The sequence below is a fragment of the Enterobacter cloacae complex sp. S1 genome (genome assembly GCF_014930525.1).
Classification (GTDB): Bacteria; Pseudomonadota; Gammaproteobacteria; order Enterobacterales; family Enterobacteriaceae; genus Enterobacter; species Enterobacter hormaechei_C.
The window spans coordinates 87,918-104,533 of sequence record NZ_JADBRE010000023.1 but is presented as its reverse complement, the minus strand read 5'-3'; the positions used below and the strand labels follow the sequence as shown (position 1 = coordinate 104,533).

Annotated in this window: 17 protein-coding genes; 9 read left to right on the top strand and 8 right to left on the bottom strand. The window is 57.5% G+C overall.

Annotated elements, in window-relative coordinates; all coding sequences use genetic code 11:
* Position 1 precedes the first annotated feature (1 nt).
* Positions 2-703 carry a DnaA inactivator Hda gene (locus IM290_RS16025; protein WP_166792068.1) on the top strand — a complete coding sequence of 234 codons (702 nt, stop codon included), beginning with the start codon at positions 2-4 and terminating at the stop codon, positions 701-703.
* An 86-nt stretch (positions 704-789) separates the two neighbouring features.
* Here the strand turns inward: IM290_RS16025 and IM290_RS16020 are convergent, their stop codons facing one another.
* From IM290_RS16020 to celB, 3 genes are read right to left on the bottom strand one after another with little or no spacing between them, the layout of a single operon-like run.
* Positions 790-2,208 (bottom strand): M17 family metallopeptidase, encoded by a 1,419-nt coding sequence (locus tag IM290_RS16020; RefSeq protein WP_193042375.1) that lies wholly within the window; start codon positions 2,206-2,208, stop codon positions 790-792.
* Complete coding sequence (locus IM290_RS16015) at positions 2,208-3,164, bottom strand: N(4)-(beta-N-acetylglucosaminyl)-L-asparaginase (RefSeq protein ID WP_193042348.1); 957 nt, start codon at positions 3,162-3,164, stop codon at positions 2,208-2,210. The genes IM290_RS16020 and IM290_RS16015 overlap by 1 nt, the downstream gene beginning before the upstream one ends.
* A gap of 3 nt (positions 3,165-3,167) precedes the next feature.
* Positions 3,168-4,487, bottom strand: coding sequence for a PTS cellobiose transporter subunit IIC (celB, locus tag IM290_RS16010; RefSeq protein ID WP_032619279.1), 1,320 nt, complete (start codon positions 4,485-4,487; stop codon positions 3,168-3,170).
* Positions 4,488-4,634: 147 nt separating this feature from the next.
* Here celB and IM290_RS16005 point away from each other — a divergent pair, with 147 nt between their 5' ends.
* A complete protein-coding gene (locus tag IM290_RS16005; protein ID WP_193042347.1) occupies positions 4,635-5,459 on the top strand; it encodes an XRE family transcriptional regulator in 825 nt (274 codons plus the stop codon).
* Here IM290_RS16005 and arsC read toward each other — a convergent pair.
* Both arsC and bepA read right to left on the bottom strand, forming a co-directional pair.
* Complete coding sequence (arsC, locus tag IM290_RS16000; RefSeq protein WP_003860549.1) at positions 5,456-5,812, bottom strand: arsenate reductase (glutaredoxin); 357 nt, start codon at positions 5,810-5,812, stop codon at positions 5,456-5,458. The two genes, IM290_RS16005 and arsC, sit on opposite strands and share 4 nt — an antisense overlap.
* Positions 5,813-5,825: 13 nt before the next feature.
* Positions 5,826-7,289, bottom strand: coding sequence for a beta-barrel assembly-enhancing protease (bepA, locus tag IM290_RS15995; protein ID WP_193042346.1), 1,464 nt, complete (start codon positions 7,287-7,289; stop codon positions 5,826-5,828).
* A gap of 220 nt (positions 7,290-7,509) precedes the next feature.
* Between bepA and IM290_RS15990 the strand changes: the two genes are divergently transcribed.
* Positions 7,510-8,574: an AI-2E family transporter gene (locus IM290_RS15990; protein WP_003860546.1), complete on the top strand. Its 1,065-nt coding sequence runs from the start codon at positions 7,510-7,512 to the stop codon at positions 8,572-8,574.
* A gap of 138 nt (positions 8,575-8,712) precedes the next feature.
* Here the strand turns inward: IM290_RS15990 and bcp are convergent, their stop codons facing one another.
* Entirely contained in the window at positions 8,713-9,183 is a 471-nt protein-coding gene (gene bcp, locus IM290_RS15985) for a thioredoxin-dependent thiol peroxidase (protein WP_015572198.1), read from the bottom strand.
* Positions 9,183-9,752, bottom strand: coding sequence for a glycine cleavage system transcriptional repressor (locus tag IM290_RS15980; RefSeq protein WP_000213743.1), 570 nt, complete (start codon positions 9,750-9,752; stop codon positions 9,183-9,185). Before IM290_RS15980 ends, bcp begins: the two co-directional genes overlap by 1 nt.
* A 145-nt stretch (positions 9,753-9,897) precedes the next feature.
* Between IM290_RS15980 and dapA the strand changes: the two genes are divergently transcribed.
* The 6 genes from dapA (at position 9,898) to ypfH (ending at position 16,355) form a co-directional block, all read left to right on the top strand.
* A complete protein-coding gene (dapA, locus tag IM290_RS15975; protein ID WP_003860542.1) occupies positions 9,898-10,776 on the top strand; it encodes a 4-hydroxy-tetrahydrodipicolinate synthase in 879 nt (292 codons plus the stop codon).
* A 16-nt stretch (positions 10,777-10,792) separates the two neighbouring features.
* Complete coding sequence (bamC, locus tag IM290_RS15970) at positions 10,793-11,827, top strand: outer membrane protein assembly factor BamC (protein ID WP_006811481.1); 1,035 nt, start codon at positions 10,793-10,795, stop codon at positions 11,825-11,827.
* A 109-nt stretch (positions 11,828-11,936) separates the two neighbouring features.
* A complete protein-coding gene (gene purC, locus IM290_RS15965) occupies positions 11,937-12,650 on the top strand; it encodes a phosphoribosylaminoimidazolesuccinocarboxamide synthase (protein ID WP_001171626.1) in 714 nt (237 codons plus the stop codon).
* Between the two features lie 120 nt (positions 12,651-12,770).
* Complete coding sequence (locus tag IM290_RS15960; RefSeq protein ID WP_001303362.1) at positions 12,771-13,640, top strand: neutral zinc metallopeptidase; 870 nt, start codon at positions 12,771-12,773, stop codon at positions 13,638-13,640.
* The gene (locus IM290_RS15955) at positions 13,640-15,586 is read left to right on the top strand and encodes a tRNA(Met) cytidine acetyltransferase TmcA (protein WP_193042345.1); all 1,947 of its coding nucleotides are present in this window, start codon (positions 13,640-13,642) and stop codon (positions 15,584-15,586) included. The genes IM290_RS15960 and IM290_RS15955 overlap by 1 nt, the downstream gene beginning before the upstream one ends.
* A 73-nt stretch (positions 15,587-15,659) precedes the next feature.
* Positions 15,660-16,355: an esterase gene (ypfH, locus tag IM290_RS15950; protein ID WP_192972288.1), complete on the top strand. Its 696-nt coding sequence runs from the start codon at positions 15,660-15,662 to the stop codon at positions 16,353-16,355.
* A 39-nt stretch (positions 16,356-16,394) separates the two neighbouring features.
* Here ypfH and IM290_RS15945 read toward each other — a convergent pair whose 3' ends face one another.
* Positions 16,395-16,592, bottom strand: a complete 198-nt coding sequence (locus IM290_RS15945) for a YpfN family protein (RefSeq protein WP_000383991.1) — start codon at positions 16,590-16,592, stop codon at positions 16,395-16,397.
* Positions 16,593-16,616: the final 24 nt, after the last annotated feature.

Genomic DNA, 16,616 nt, shown 5'->3' with positions numbered 1-16,616 from the left:
TCTGAACGGACCGGCACAGCTCTCTCTGCCACTTTATCTCCCTGACGACGAAACTTTCGCGAGTTTCTGGCCGGGTGATAACCCCTCTTTACTGGCTGCACTGCAAAACGTGCTGCGCCAGGAACACAGCGGATATATCTATATCTGGTCACGCGAAGGCGCGGGACGCAGCCACCTGCTGCATGCCGCCTGTGCGGAGCTTTCGGCGCGCGGTGACGCGGTAGGCTATGTGCCGCTGGATAAACGCACCTGGTTTGTGCCTGAGGTGCTGGAGGGCATGGAACATCTCTCCCTGGTCTGCATCGATAATATCGAATGCGTGGCGGGGGACGAACCGTGGGAAATGGCGATCTTTAACCTCTACAACCGCATTCTGGAGTCGGGCAAAACCCGGCTGCTGATCACCGGCGATCGTCCGCCGCGCCAGCTCAATCTGGGGCTGCCGGATCTGGCGTCTCGTCTGGACTGGGGGCAAATCTACAAGCTGCAACCGCTGTCGGATGAAGACAAACTCCAGGCACTTCAGCTGCGCGCTAAGCAGCGTGGGTTTGAGCTGCCGGAGGACGTGGGTCGGTTCCTGCTTAAACGCCTGGACAGGGAAATGCGCACGCTGTTTGACACGCTCGATCAGCTCGATCGCGCGTCTATTACCGCGCAGCGCAAGCTAACCATTCCGTTTGTGAAAGATATTCTTAAGCTTTGAGTTTTTTGCCCGGTGGCGCTGCGCTTACCGGGCCTACGAAAACCCGTCATACCTTGTAGGCCGGGTAAGGCGCAGCCGCCACCCGGCTAAAGATCCCCCAACAAGTGCCCCACCAGCAGTGGAATCGGTCTTCCCGACGCCACGCTTCTGCCGTTCTCACGCCACAGCGCCGTCCCGCTGATATCCAGATGTGCCCACGGAATAGTCGGCGGGCAAAAGTGGTGCAGCAGCCACGCCGCCGACGCGCTGATCGCCGCGTTGTTGGTCGGCGTGTTGCACAGATCGGCAATCGCGCTGTCGGTTTGCTTTCTCAGCCGCGCATCCAGCGGCAGGGACCACACCTCGTCGCCGCTCCGTTTGCCCGCGAGCGTCAGTGCCTGACGCAACGGCTCATCCTGGGTCATCAGCCCGCTCAGCTCATACCCCAGCGCTTTCACCACCGCTCCGGTTAAGGTCGCCATATCAATGATATAGTGAGCCTGCGGATGGCGCTGACTCGCCCAGGCGATAGCGTCTGCCAGCACCAGCCGGCCCTCGGCATCGGTATTGTTGATTTCAACGGTGGTGCCGTTGCAGGCCATCGCCACCGTGCCGGGCTGCATGGCGTCGGGGCCGATGGCGTTTTCCGCCAGCGCCAGCACGCCCATGATGCGCACGGGTAATTTCAGCTCCGCAACGGTCAGCATTAGCCCGAGCACGTTAGCCGCGCCGCACATGTCATATTTCATGGTGTACATGCCCGCGCCTTCCTTCAGCCACAGGCCGCCGGTGTCAAAGGTAATGCCTTTTCCCACGTAGCAGCGCACCGGGCCGTCGTTGACTCCATCATAATGAATCGTCAGCAGACGCGGCGGGCAGGTCGCCCCTTTGCCAACGGCATGCAGTAGCCCCAGCCCCTGCTCAACAATATCCTTTTCGTTCAGCACCTCACATCGCAGGGCAGGGCTTGCGGCACACAGTTTTTGCGCCTCTTCCACCACAAACTGCGGCGTGCAGCGGTCGGACGGTATATCCGCCAGACGTCGCGCCGCGACCATGCCGAGCGCAATGGCCTGCTGCTGGCGGAAGGTTGTCTCCAGTTTCGCCTGCTGTTCCGGCAGGCAGAGGGCAGTGATGCAGGTAAGACGCAGCGCTTCGTCCGTTTTCTTCAGCTTCAGGTCACTGAGCCTGTGCGTCTGATTAAAGAGATAACGCAGTACCTGCGCCAGAACCACATCGTCAATATCCGTCACGTCCAGCACGAGTTCGGCGCTGGCGGGGGCGGCAAGCAGCGGTCGCAGAGCGGTTAGCAACCCTTCGGTCAGGGCGTCATGCCAGAGCGCATCCGGCAAAAGGGTGATGCGGGCAAACGGCGCGCAGCCAAAGCGCGCGTCCGCGACGGTGCTCTGCTGGCGCATTTCAGCGACAAGAGCGCTTTCCGGTAACAGGGAACTGTCAGCGCGCGCAATCAAATGGCTTTGCGGCTTCGCGTCTGAAAGCGCGTTGATAAACTGGTATGTGATCATCATGACTCCTCAATCGGTGCGCGGATCCGCGCGGCATAGGCCTGCATCCACTCCTCATCTACCGCGTGATAGTGCGTTTTCTCCCGCAGGCGTTCAGTACGGAAAACGGTGAGGGGCTGGCGAGCCGTCGCCACCACAAACGAGAAGGTTTTGATGTTGGTCGCGGCGCCAAATTCTCCTTTGCTGTTCATGCACACTACGGAGAGATCGCCCGCGCGACCGAAGCGCGACATCAGTTTGTCTTCCAGTTCGAACACGACCGAATCCGCCGCCTGCTGCGGCGTCATCCCTTGCGCCATCCGGCGAACGATTTCGTAGCTGGTACAGCCCTTCATCAGGTCTTCACCGACGCCCGTGGCGGTGGCCGCGCCGGTTTCGCTGTCGCAGTAAAAGCCGGAGCCGATGATGGGTGAGTCGCCGAGGCGACCGCGTTTTTTCATAAACAGGCCGCTGGTGGAAGTGGCGACGCTCATCGAGCCCTGTTTATCGAGGCCGATGATGCCGACGGTGTCATGTCCGTCGTAGGGGCTTAACCCCTTGTCCAGCGTTTCGCGGCAGCGCTTACGGTAGTGCTGCATGGCCCGATCCGTGAGCATGGGTTTGTCGGCAAAGCCCTGGCTCAGCGCCCATTCGCGCGCGCCCTGGCCGACCAGCAGGCTGTTATAGCGCTGGCGGCTGAGTGCGTGCGCCACGCGCACCGGGTTGGCGATATCCACCAGATTGCCCACGGCGCCGAACGCCAGCGTGTCGCCGTCCATATAGGCCGCGTCCAGCTCCACCTCGCCGTTTTCGGTGGGCAGCCCGCCGTAGCCGACAGATTTATAAAACGGAAAGTCCTCGACGGCGGCGACGGCATCCACCACCGCCGGAGCGACAGGTTTGCCCGCAGCCAGCGCAGACGCAGACTCCGTGACGCCTTCAAGCGCCATTCGCCAGGTTGCGATAATTCCCCACATGCTTTACTCCTGTTTTGCAAGGGTGGTGTCGGTTTGCGTAGCGGTAGTCAGCTCCGCGGCGCGGTACTGTTTATCCAGGATACGCATGAAAGGCAGGTACAGCATGGCGCCAATCAGCAGGTTGATCAGCTGCATCACGCTGCCGCTCAGGTGCCCGGTGACGATAAAGCCGCTAATAACCGGCGGCAGCGTCCAGGGGATAAACACCCCGGTGGTGACGGCGACCGCACCAATTTTCATCGCCGCATACTGCACGGTGACCAGCACCAGCGGCACCAGATTGAACGGGATGAGCATGATCGGGTTCATGATCACCGGCAGGCCAAACAGGATCGGTTCGTTGATGTTAAACACCGACGCGCCCGCACCGAGGCGCGCGACTTCGCGCATGTTTTTGCTGCGGGCGAAAATCAGCATCGCAATCACCAGCGACAGCGTGGCGCCCGCGCCACCCATCCAGATCATGTCAAAAAACTGTTCGGTGATGATGTGCGGCGGCGTCGTTCCCGCCTGGATCGCAGCGATGTTGTCGGTCTGGTTCTCCATCCACAGCGGGCGAATAATCCCGTTGATCATCGAACCGGAGTTAATGCCCACTGACCACAGAATGGTGATGCTGAATACGGTCATCAGCGCCCCGAAATAAGAGGTGCCGTAGTGGCGTACCGGGGTGGCAACCACTTCATAAATAAACTGGTGGATGGTGTGGTAGTGGGTGTTTTCAAAGATGATGCGGATAAGCAGCACCAGAATCATCACCAGCAGGGCCGGGATCAGGGCCGCGAACGACTCCTGCACCGCCGGAGGCACGCCGTCCGGCATTTTGATGACCAGCTTTTTGCGCTTCAGCCAGCAGAACAGTTCCGTCCACAGCAGGGAACCGATCATCGCCACGAACAGCCCTTTGCTGCCAATCCACTCTACCGGCATCACGGTAATGCCGCCGTTTTCCGCCACTTTGATAAAAGGCGTCAGGATCAGAAACGCGACCAGCGCCAGGATGCCGCAGGAGATGCGGTCCTCACCATAATGCTCAGCCAGGCGGTAGGCCACCAGGAAGCTGATAAACAGCGACATGGTTGAGAACACCGCGTTAAACGGGATCTCTATAATTGCACTCCAGCTCTCACCAAAGGCCTGAGACATAAACTGCTGATAGGCCTGATTCGGGAAGGAGGAGATCACCAGCAGAATAGAGCCGACGATAATAAACGGCATGAATGACACGTAGGCGCCGCGAATGGCCCCAAGATGACGCTGCTGGGCCGTTTTCGCCGCCAGCGGCATCAGTTTTGCTTCAAGAAATCCCAGAACATTGTTCATTGTGAACTCCGTACAAGATTGAGGGGTGTTGTTTATGTTATGTCTGTGGATTATCAGTGAAGCGCGGCGAGCGAAAGGTGAAATCGGTCACAAAGCATTCGCTGCTCTGATATAAATCTCATAAGATTGGTTAAGGAGAGGGACGCGATGGAAATCAAACTCCATGCCAACGCCACCACTACGCCGCGTATCCGTCGTTATCTTCAGCAGTCAGATAAAAGCGACAGGGAACTTGCCGTTGAGCTGGGGATCTCGGTCACCACCGTCAGGCGCTGGCGCAACCGCGACCAGGTTTCGGATAACCACACAACGCCAAAAGTGATACACAAAGCGCTGAGACAAGAGCAGGCGGCACTGATAAATGCCCTGCGGGATATCACCGGGGCACCGCTGGATGAACTGCTGCTGCTGGTGAATGACGGACTCGGGATCGCCGTTTCCCGCGCGACCCTGAACCGCTACCTCAAACCGGCTTCGGTAAAACAAAAGGGGGCGCCGTTGCAGGGCAAAAAGGCGCTGAAGGCTGGTATCATGCCGCAGAAGCTACTCCTGCATCATCAGCCGCTGTCGCTGCATATGGACGACGGTGGCGAGCAACACCTGCTCTGGGCGCGTGAACCCGTCAGCGGCTGGTGCAACGCCCGGCTTTATGCTGGCGTATCGCCGCAGTTGCTGACCCGCTGGACGAACGAGGTGCTGGCTGCCTGTCCGGCTGATATTCAATCTGTTGAGACTTTTGGGCTGGAAGTGAACTTGCCGGAGCATAACGTCACCGTAAAAGTGCATTCACAGTATTATCTCGCCCTTCAGGTCACCGTGCCGTTACGCGAAATCATTCCGCGGGTGAACAGTGAACCGATGGGAGAGCTGTTGATTCAACTGTGTGAATTTTACAACCGGGGGAAAGCGCAGAAAAAGCTGGGTGAGCGTACGCCGCAGGCGTTTCTGGAAGCGCTGCGGCGTAACGATTAGACGATCCCGAGCACGTCCTCCGGCGGACGGCCGATACGCGCCTTGCCGTTCGCCACCACAATCGGGCGCTCAATCAGCTTTGGATTGTCGACCATCGCCTGAATCAGCCGATCTTCAGTGAGACTGGTATCGTTCAGATTGAGCGACTTATACAGATCTTCTTTCTGACGCATCAGGTCGCGTGCGCTGCCCATGTTCAGCATCTTCAGCAGCTGGCGGATAGTCTGCGCGTCCGGCGGCGTCTCCAGATACAGCACCACTTCCGGATCGATGCCGTTAGACTTCAGCAGATTCAGCGTCTCGCGGCTCTTGGAGCAGCGAGGGTTATGGTAAATTTTTACCGCGTCTGTCATGACTTCTCCTTTATTACATCTTCTCGTACGGCTTAAAGCGTTGTTGCAGGCCGCGCAGCTGGTCGATTCGCGCATCGTAGCGGGCCTGTTGCAGGCTGCCAAGCTTCACCTGCGAGCTGGCGCTGCTCAGCAGGGAAATGGCCTGATCGAGGCGACCCGCCAGCGCCAGACCTTCCGCACGCGCGGCCAGCTCCTGATCGCGGTTACCCAGTTGTCCCTGGGCCTGGGCGAGCAGCTCCCAGCCGTTCTGGTCGTCTTTATTGTTAAAGGTGTAGCGGTTCAGAATGGTCACCGCCTCGCCGGGCTGGCCGCCCTGTAGGTAGGCGTTCGCCAGGTTAAGCTGCAATACCGGATTGTTACGAAGATCTTTCGCCCCTTTCAGGCGATTAATCGCATCGGTCGCTTTTTTCTGCCCCAGATCGATATCGGTGGCGAGGTCGAGATACCACGGATTGTCAGGCGCCGACGCCAGCAGCGGCTGTAGCGCTTTCCGCGCTTCATCGTATTTGCTGGCCTCCATCGCCTGGAGCGCCTGGCCATACTGCGCCGCGTTCTTCTCGCGCACGTTGCCTTTCGCCAGCGCGTCCAGCAGATCGCTGGTGAGCTGATTACGTCCGGAGTTGTACATGCCAAGCGTTCTCACTTTGGCCATGTAGAAATCCTGCGAAGACTGCACCACGACCGGACGCATCTGGTTGGCACGGTTACGCGCATCCGAGAGGCGGCTTTCCGGCAGCGGGTGGGTCAACAGAATTTCAGGGGGACGCGACGAGTAGCGTGCCTGGTCGAGCAGCTTTTCCAGGAAGCTCGGCATGGCCTGCGGGTCAAAGCCGGAACGCTGTAAAACCTGAATGCCGATGCGGTCTGCTTCCTGCTCATTCTGCTGGGTAAAGCTGATCATCCCCTGACGCGTCCCCGCCAGCGTCCCGGTAAGCGCCGCCATCCCGGCCTGCGGGCTGGCCATCGCCAGCAGAATAGAGCCCAGCGCGCCCACCCAGGTTAGCGGGGCGTTACGCTTCTGATCTTCCATCGCACGCGCCAGATGGCGCTGGGTGACGTGCGAAATTTCGTGCGCCATGACGGACGCCAGCTGGCTTTCGTTATCGGAATAACGGAACAACGCCGAATGCAGTACCACGTTCCCGCCAAAGAAAGCGAAGGCGTTGATTTCGTCGTTATTGATTAAATAGAAGTGGAAGGGCGTTTTTACCGAGTCGGCGTGCGCCACCAGACGCATCCCCAGGCCGTTAATGTATTGCACCAGCAATGGGTCGTTAATCAGCGGAGCACTGCCGCGCAACTGGCGTACGTAATAATCACCCATCTGCATCTCCTGCCCGATGGAGAGCGTGCTTCCTGCCGTGGTGCCCATGTCCGGCAATGAATCGGACGAGTCAGCGAAAGCGGGCAACACCTGACCCACCGTCACGGCGGCAATCAGTGTCGCAACCAGTGTTTTTCTCAACTGCCTGAACATAACCACTGTCCTGTATGTTGGATGTGCTAATTTGACCGATGAACCCGCATAACGTTCATCTCCGCTGCTCTGCGAGTGTAGCCGTGTTAAGAGATGAAGAAAATCCCATTCATCAGGGTTTTGCGAAACCTGACAGTGAAACAAAAAGGAAAGTCTTTTTTGTGACAGTTAGATACAATTCACCGTCTCACTCCCGCCATTCGATTCAGGGAAGGGTTGTATGCTCGAAATGTTAATGCAGTGGTATCGGCGTCGGTTTAGCGACCCGGAAGCCATTGCTTTGCTGGTCATTCTGGTTGCCGGATTCGGTATCCTGTTCTTCTTTAGTGGCCTGCTGGCACCGCTACTGGTGGCAATTGTGCTGGCGTATCTGCTGGAGTGGCCCACCGCGCGTCTGGAACATATCGGCTGTTCCCGCCGCTGGGCGACCAGCATTGTTCTGGTGCTGTTTGTCGGCATTCTGCTGCTGATGTCCTTCGTGGTGATGCCCATCGCCTGGCAACAGGGGATCTACCTGATCCGCGATATGCCCGGCATGCTGAATAAACTGTCTGATTTTGCCGCCACGCTGCCGCGCCGCTATCCTGCGCTGATGGACGCCGGGATCATCGATGCGATGGCCGAAAACATGCGCGCCCGCATCATGACCATGGGTGACTCGGTGGTGAAATACTCTCTGGCCTCGCTGGTAGGCCTGCTGACGCTGGCGGTTTACCTTGTTCTCGTGCCGCTAATGGTGTTCTTCCTGGTCAAAGATAAAGAGCAGATGCTGAACGCGGTACGCCGCGTGCTGCCGCGCAATCGCGGTCTCGCCGGTCAGGTCTGGCAGGAGATGAACCAGCAGATCACCAACTACATTCGCGGCAAAGTGCTGGAGATGATTGTGGTGGGCGTGGCGACCTGGATTGGCTTCGTGATCTTCGGACTGAACTACTCGCTGCTGCTGGCGGTGCTGGTCGGATTCTCGGTTCTGATCCCGTATATCGGCGCGTTTGTGGTGACCATTCCGGTTGTGGGGGTGGCGCTATTCCAGTTTGGTCTGGGTACGGAGTTCTGGAGTTGTTTCGCCGTATACCTGATTATTCAGGGACTGGACGGAAATCTGCTGGTACCGGTGCTGTTCTCAGAAGCAGTTAACCTGCATCCACTGGTTATTATCCTGTCAGTGGTGATTTTCGGCGGGCTGTGGGGATTCTGGGGGGTATTCTTCGCCATTCCGCTGGCGACGCTGATTAAAGCCGTGGTCCACGCGTGGCCGGATGTGCCAGCGGTGGAAGAGAAGTAGGTTAATGCGGGCTGATGCCCTCACCCCAACCCTCTCCCGCGGGGAGAGGGGGCAAACACTAAAAACGGTAGCGCATGCTACCGTTTTGCATTTACCTTGTAGGCCGGGTAAGCGCAGCGCCACCCGGCACTAAAATTATCACGCGTTCTCTTTCAGCCACTTCAACACCACGTCGTGGTGGTTGCTGGTTTTGAAATCATCAAACACATGCTCAACTTTACCGTCAGCGTCAATCAGGAAGCTGATGCGGTGAATACCGTCGTACGTTTTGCCCATAAAGGACTTCTCACCCCAGACGCCAAACTGCTCGCAAACCTGGTGGTCTTCATCGGAAAGCAGCGTGAAGTTCAGCAGCTCTTTTTCCGCAAAGCGTGACAGCTTCTCTGGCTTATCGGTGCTGATGCCCAGCACTTCCACACCGACCTTCTTCAACTCATCCATGTTGTCGCGTAGACCGCAGGCCTGTACGGTACAGCCCGGGGTCATGGCTTTCGGGTAGAAATAGACCAGAACACGCTGTCCCTGGAAGTCGGTCAAATTTACTTGCTCGCCGTCTTGATCCGGTAAGCTAAATTTCGGTGCGATATCACCGGCTTTCAGTGGGTTCATTACTCAACTCCATCCTGTTCGTGCTGCGAATAATCGACGACGCTTATACTGCCTTGCGCATGTAATTCTGTACAGAGGGCTTTGAACGCTTGCTCGATATTTGACGCATCCTGCGAGGCAGGGCTGTGTGCGGTAATTTGAATAAACAGCGTCGGGATTGCGTTTTCATCGCCCGGCTGCGTGCGGGAAACCAGTTCGGCAATGTTCATCTGATGGCTGTCAAACAGCGCCGTAAAACGTTCAATCAGATGAGGTGAATCAGGCACTTCAACCTGTACCCAGACCGTGGCAGGCAAAGCCGGACGCGGGCGCGCGGTGGTGCGCTTCATCACAATCAGTAAATCCAGCTCAGCGCCTTTCAGCGGCAGGGTAGATTCGATGAGGGTAATGGCATTCCATGTTCCGGAAAGCAGCATGATGAACGTGAACTCTTCGCCAAGCATAGCCAGCCGGCTATCTTCGATGTTGCAGCCGCAACTGCTCACGTGGCGAGTGATGGTATTCACGATACCCGGCCTGTCAGCACCCAGCGCAGTGATAACCAGGTAATGTTGTGATGAGGTTGTCAAACCTGTTCTTCCTTTGCGTGGTTAAGTCTTCCTAAGGAAAGCATAAAAAAAACATGCATACAACCGCCTGAGAGCCTCAGGTCGCTTGCTTTTATTACAGTTCCAAACGTAACATTGAGGCTCTTGTTCGCACAGAGGATGGCTCATGTTCACGGGAAGTATTGTCGCGCTTGTTACACCGATGGATGAAAAAGGTAATGTCTGCCGGTCAAGCATGAAGAAGCTCATTGATTACCATGTCGCCAATGGAACCTCGGCGATCGTTTCGGTAGGGACTACCGGTGAATCCGCTACGCTGAGCCACGAAGAGCACGGCGACGTTGTGATGCTGACCCTGGAACTGGCGGACGGGCGTATTCCGGTCATCGCGGGTACGGGCGCAAACGCAACGGCAGAAGCGATTAGCCTGACTCAGCGTTTTAACGACAGCGGCATTGTCGGCTGCCTGACGGTGACCCCTTATTACAACCGTCCTACTCAGGAAGGTTTGTTCCAGCATTTCAAAGCCATCGCTGAACATACTGACTTGCCACAAATTCTGTATAATGTGCCGTCCCGTACCGGTTGCGATATGCTGCCGGAAACCGTTGGCCGTCTCTCGAAAGTAAAAAATATTATCGGGATTAAAGAGGCGACAGGGAACTTAAGCCGCGTTCATCAGATCAAAGAGCTGGTTTCAGACGACTTTATCCTGTTGAGCGGTGATGATGCGACCGCGCTGGACTTTATGCAGCTCGGTGGTAATGGCGTGATTTCCGTTACGGCGAACGTGGCGGCGCGTGATATGGCTGACATGTGCAAACTGGCCGCAGCCGGTCACTTTGATGAAGCTCGCGTGATTAATCAGCGTCTGATGCCGTTGCACAATAAATTATTTGTCGAACCCAATCCGATCCCAGTGAAATGGGCATGTAAGGAGTTGGGGCTTGTAGCAACCGACACGCTGCGTCTGCCAATGACACCGATTACCGACCACGGTCGTGAAATTGTCGCTGGCGCGCTGAAACATGCCGGTTTGCTGTAAAGTTTAGGGAGATTTGATGGCTTATTCAGTACAGAAGTCGCGCCTGGCGAAGGTTGCGGGTGTTTCGCTTGTTATGCTCCTCGCTGCCTGTAGTTCAGACTCGCGCTACAAGCGCCAGGTGAGCGGTGATGAATCCTATCTGGATGCGCCGCCGCTTGCTGAACTTCACGCGCCTGCCGGCATGATCCTGCCGATCCAGAACGGTGATTATAATATTCCGGTTACCAACGGCAGTGGCCTGGTGGGTAAAGCGCTTGATATTCGTCCGCCGGCTCAGCCTCTGGCGCTGGTGAGTGGCGCGCGCACGCAGTTTACCGGTGATACGGCCTCTCTGCTGGTGGAAAGCGCACGCGGTACCACGCTGTGGCCGCAGGTTGTGAGCGTTATTCAGTCGAAAAACTATACGATTGATAAACGCGACGACGCCAGCCAGACCTTAACCACCGACTGGATTGAGTGGAACCGTCTCGATGAAGACCAGCAGTATCGTGGTCGTTATCAAGTCTCCGTTAAGCCGCAGGGTTATCAGCAGGCGGTTACCGTTAAGCTGTTGAATCTTGAGCAGGCAGGTAAACCGGTTGCCGATCCGGCCGCCATGCAGCGCTACAGCACTGAAATGCTGAACGTGATTGCCGCAGGTCTGGATAAAAACGCTACCGATGCCGCAAACGCCGCGCAGAACCGTAACGGTTCAACGTTTGATGTGCAGAGCGGTGCAGACGATACCGGCCTGCCAATGCTGGTGGTGCGTGCGCCGTTTAATCAGACCTGGCAGCGCCTGCCAGCAACGCTTGAAAAAGTGGGCATGAAGGTGACCGACAGCACCCGTTCAACGGGCAGCATCACAGCGACCTATAAGCCGCTGTCTGATAGCGCCTGGCAGGAGCTGGGGGCAAGCGATCCACAGCTGCCTTCCGGTGACTACAAAATCCAGGTTGGCGACCTCGATAACCGCAGCAGCCTGCAATTTATCGATCCGAAAGGACACACGCTGACCCAGGCGCAGAACGATGCGCTGGTCGCTGCCTTCCAGGCCGCATTCAGCAAATAATAGTGAGGGCTGGTTAATCCAGCCCTTTTTATTTTCGTGCTACGCAAACGTGTGCGTGGCATAATATGGCCAGTTTTGAATACAAATCATCACACCAGGAGTAATGAAGATGCAGAAGCAAGCTGAGTTGTATCGTGGCAAAGCGAAAACCGTATACAGCACGGAAAACCCGGATCTGTTGGTGCTCGAATTCCGCAATGATACGTCAGCAGGAGACGGCGCACGCATTGAGCAGTTCGATCGTAAGGGCATGGTGAACAACAAGTTCAACCACTTCATTATGACCAAACTGGCCGAAGCCGGTATCCCGACTCAGATGGAAGCGTTGCTGTCCGATACGGAATGTCTGGTAAAAAAACTGGATATGGTGCCGGTTGAGTGCGTGATCCGTAACCGTGCCGCAGGCTCCCTGGTGAAGCGTCTGGGCATTGAAGAGGGTATCGAACTGAATCCACCGCTGTTCGATCTGTTCCTGAAAAACGACGCCATGCACGACCCGATGGTCAACGAATCCTACTGCGAAACCTTCGGCTGGGTAAGCAAAGAGAACCTGGCGCGCATGCAGGAACTGACCTACAAAGCCAATGACGTGCTGAAAAAGCTGTTTGATGACGCGGGCCTGATCCTGGTCGACTTCAAGCTGGAGTTCGGTCTGTACAAGGGCGAAGTGGTGCTGGGCGACGAATTCTCGCCGGACGGCAGCCGCCTGTGGGACAAAGAGACGCTGGATAAAATGGACAAAGACCGTTTCCGCCAGAGTCTGGGTGGCGTGGTCGAAGCGTACGAAGCGGTTGCTCACCGTTTAGGCGTTAAGCTCGACTAAACTGCGCATTTGCCAAAGGATGTTGGCATCCTTTGGCGTCTTATCCTTGTTTACTATGGTAATCCTTTCATTAACCGCCTACGATCATAGCTATTATAAATGGAATAGTTCGAGGTGTTTATGCGCTGGCAAGGGCGTCGTGAAAGTGACAACGTAGAAGACAGACGCAGCAGTGGTGGCGGTGGTCCGTCTATGGGCGGGCCAGGTTTCCGGTTACCCAGCGGCAAGGGCGGCATTATTCTGCTGGTCGTCGTGCTGGTGGCGGGCTACTACGGCGTCGACCTGACCGGTTTGATGACCGGTGAAACCGGGCAACAGCAGCAGTATTCTCAGCGCTCCATCAGCCCGAATGAAGATGAAGCGGCAAAATTTACTTCCGTTATTCTCGCGACGACCGAAGATACCTGGGGTCAGCAGTTCGAGAAAATGGGGCGGACTTATCAGCCGCCAAAACTGGTGATGTACCGGGGCGCAACCCGCACCGGCTGCGGCACCGGGCAGTCCGTTATGGGGCCGTTCTACTGCCCGGCGGACAGCACCGTCTATATCGATCTCTCCTTCTATGACGACATGAAAAGCAAGCTGGGCGCCGACGGCGATTTTGCCCAGGGCTACGTGATCGCGCATGAAGTCGGCCACCACGTGCAGAAGCTCCTCGGCATTGAGCCTAAAGTGCGTCAGATGCAGCAGAATGCTTCTCAGGCGGAGGTGAATCGTCTGTCCGTACGCATGGAGCTTCAGGCCGACTGCTTCGCTGGCGTCTGGGGACACAGCATGCAGCAGCAGGGCGTGCTGGAAACAGGCGATCTGGAAGAAGCCCTGAATGCCGCACAGGCGATTGGTGACGATCGCTTGCAGCAGCAGAGCCAGGGGCGCGTTGTGCCGGACAGCTTTACCCATGGCACCTCAGAGCAGCGCTACAGCTGGTTTAAGCGTGGCTTCGACAGCGGCAACCCGTCGCAGTGTAATACCTTCGGCAAAGCTATGTGATGTTGGGGTTTGAACAGCTGGTTAACCAGCTTCAGCGTACCGGGCACCGCCGGCTGGTGGTGCTCAGCGGCGATGAAGCGTGGACGTTGAGCCAGGCGACCATCCTGCGCGATACGTTACCAGGAGACTGGCTGTGGCTGGAGGAAAACCCCTCTAAGGCCATCAGCGGCCTGCTGGGACGTGAATACCTGCACGCCGTTTTTGACGCGCGTCGCGGGTTTGACGTCTCGGCCTTCGCCGCCCTCAGCGGGACCCTGCGCGCCGGAAGCCTTCTGATGCTGCTGGTGCCGCCGTTCTCCGTCTGGGCTAACAGGCCCGACGCGGATTCTCTACGCTGGAGCGACAGCGCCGAGCCGATCGCCACCCCGCACTTTGTTCACCACTTTTGCCGGACGCTTGCCGCCGATTCAGATGCCATCGTCTGGCATCAACATCGTCCTCTGTGCCTTCCCGTTACGCCAGATTTACCCGCCTGGCAGCCTGCCAGCGGTGAACCGCAGCGCGAGCAAGCTGAGATCCTCGACGCTCTTCTGACCATGCCTGCGGGCGTGGCCGCCGTGACGGCACCGCGCGGACGCGGAAAGTCCGCCCTGGCGGGCATGTTGCTCAACGGCATTCAGGGGAGTGCAGTAGTGACGGCACCGGCAAAAGGGGCGACGGATGTCATCGCGCGTTTCGCCGGGGAACATTTTCACTTTATGGCCCCGGATGCGCTGCTGGCCTCCACAACAGAAGCTGACTGGCTGATTGTCGATGAGGCGGCCGCCATCCCCGGCCCGCTGCTGGAGAAGCTGGCGTCGCGCTTTCCCCGCGTGTTGCTGACCACCACGGTGCAGGGTTATGAAGGCACGGGCAGGGGATTCCTGCTGAAGTTCTGCGCCCGGTTCAGCGGCCTGCGGCGTTATACCTTATCCACGCCTGTTCGCTGGGCTGCCGGATGTCCCCTTGAGCGGATAGTGGCGAACGCGCTGCTGTTCGACGATGCGCTTATCGATCGCAAACCGGAAGGCGAGGTACGTTTAACGTCGCTGGAGCCCGGGATGTGGGAGAGCGATCCGACGCGCGGGGCAGGCGTGTATGAACTGCTTTGCGCCGCGCACTACCGGACGTCACCCCTCGATTTACGCCGGATGATGGACGCCCCCGGCCAGCACTTTGCTGTTGCTCAGGCGGGCGCGGAGATCGCGGGCGCGCTCTGGCTGGTGGAGGAGGGGGGATTACCCCCTGAACTTAGCCGCGCAGTCTGGGCGGGCTTTCGTCGGCCGCGTGGAAATCTGGTGGCGCAGTCGCTGGCAGCGCACGGCGGCTCGCCGCTCGCGGCGACGCTGAAAGGCCGACGCGTCAGCCGCATTGCGGTTCATCCCCATCGCCAGCGGGAAGGCATCGGCCAGCGGCTGATCCGCAGTGCCAGCGGAGAAGATTATCTCTCGGTCAGCTTTGGCTATACCGACGAGCTGTGGCGTTTCTGGCGGCAGTGCGGGTTTGTGCTGGTGCGAATGGGCAGCCACCGGGAAGCCAGCAGCGGGTGCTATACGGCGATGGGGTTGCTGCCGCTGAGCGAGGCGGGGCATCAGCTCTGCGAACAGGCGCATCAGCGGTTATGTCGTGATATGCGCGTCCTGTCGGCCTGGAATGGCGAAAAGATCCCGGTGACGGATGCATGGGAAGCTACCCTTAATAGTGACGACTGGCTGGAGCTGGCGGGGTTTGCCTTTGCTCACCGGGCGTTTTCAACTTCGGTTGCGGCGCTGACGCGGTTGTTGTTAGCCGTGGACATGCCACTTCCGGCGCTGCGGGGGAAAATGGAAGGGAATACGCACGATTTCGGGCGCAAAGCGTTGCTGGCGAAGCTACGCGAGGAAACCGCTCACGCGCTTGAAAGGCTTGATTACTCCCGTAGCCAGCAGCTGAAAGCCGACATTTTGCAATGGCAATTTTTTCAATGAGTTCTTCAGTAAAGTGGCATGGTCATTACCCCGCAGAGGCGTAAAATCCTGCTTATCAATTAAGGAGATCGCCATGAAACATGACCATTTTGTTGTGCAAAGCCCGGGTACACCTGCTAAACAGCTCCTGCTTCTGTTTCATGGCGTGGGCGACAATGCCGTCAATATGGGACAGATTGGCAGCTGGTTTGCACCCGTTTTCCCACACGCGCTGATCGTCAGCATCGGCGGCGTGGAGCCGTGCGGTCCGGACGGGCGGCAGTGGTTTTCCGTCGAGGGCGTGACGGAGGAGAATCGTCAGGCGCGTATTGATGCCGCTATGCCAGCCTTTATCGATACCGTGCGTTACTGGCAGCAGCAGAGCGGCGTAGGCGCCGACGCAACGGCGCTGATTGGCTTCTCTCAGGGCTCAATCATGTCGCTGGAAAGCGTAAAAGCGCAGCCCGGACTGGTGTCCCGCGTGATTGCCTTTAACGGGCGTTTTGCGACGTTACCGCAAAGCGCGACCACGCAGACCACGATCCATCTCATTCATGGGGGGGAAGACCGGGTAATTGAGCTTTCGCATGCGGTTGCTGCCCAGGAGACGCTGATGCGCGAGGGCGGAGATGTGACGCTGGATATCGTAGACGATCTGGGGCATGCCATTGACGATCGCAGCATGCAGTTCGCGCTCGATCATCTGCGTTATACCGTACCGAAACACTACTTTGATGAAGCGCTCAGCGGCGGTAAGCCGAATGACGATGATATCGTCGAGTTTTTGTGAGGTGTCCCCCTCTCTTTAGGGAGAGGGGAAACAGAGCGATCACTTCTTCTGGTCCTTCTTCGGCCAGTCGTCTTCATCGTCCCACTTGTCGTTAAAATCACGGTGCGGCGGAAGATCCGGTTTGTTGGCAAGGAACTTTTTATGGTCAACGCGCTTGAGATCTTTAATCACGTTAAGCAGCACGCCTACCAGAAATACCAACACCAGAATCCACCAGTACTTTGAAAGCCAGTCCATTCGCTAATCCTCTTTAAGCACCCG